The organism is Vibrio sp. 1249-1 (assembly GCF_033340495.1).
Genome location: NZ_JAWOWJ010000609.1, coordinates 1 through 670, shown reverse-complemented (window position 1 = coordinate 670; position 670 = coordinate 1). Strand labels below are relative to the sequence as shown.

1 protein-coding gene and 1 pseudogene are annotated in these 670 nt (G+C 44.8%); both read left to right on the top strand.

Features of this window, described 5'->3' with window-relative positions; translation table 11 throughout:
- The coding region (locus R7Z50_RS27920) for a glutamate ligase domain-containing protein (protein ID WP_318149809.1) at positions 1-444 on the top strand (444 nt) is incomplete at its 5' end.
- Between the two features lie 18 nt (positions 445-462).
- Positions 463-670, top strand: a pseudogene (locus R7Z50_RS27915) (cell division protein FtsW); the annotation flags it as partial.

The following is a 670-nucleotide window of genomic DNA, read 5'->3' as shown; positions in this document are numbered from 1 at the left end:
TTGAATGCACTTAAAAATTACACTGGACTGACACACCGATGCCAGGTGGTTGCGGATAATCGTGGCGTAAAATGGGTGAATGACTCTAAAGCAACTAATATCGCAAGCACTATGGCTGCGCTATCAGGATTAGAGTCGACCGGTAAACTTTATCTGCTCGTTGGTGGTGTCGGTAAAGGCGCGGACTTCACGCCATTAAAACCGATCTTTGCAACGCTTAACCTACAACTGTGCTGTTTTGGTCTAGACGGTGATGATTTTATGCCACTACATGAGTCAGCAATCCGTTTCAACACCATGGAAGATGTGATTCAACAAATATCTTCGCAGTTAAAATCCGGTGATATGGTGATGCTGTCTCCCGCATGTGCTAGCTTTGATCAATTCGACAATTTTATGGCAAGAGGCGATGCATTTGCTGTTCTTGCTCAGAAATATGCATAACTAAAGGTTACTCGTTTCGTGGGTTTAAGTAACGTTAAACACAACATTGGTAATTGGCTTAAGCATCCAGCGCCAGAAGCGTTGTTTGATCGCCAGTTGGTGTGGATTGCGTTGGGTTTGATGTTGACTGGTTTGATTATGGTGACCTCTGCGTCTTTCCCAATCAGCTCACGATTGACCGATCAGCCGTTCCACTTCATGTTCCGTCATGCCACCTTCTTAGTGT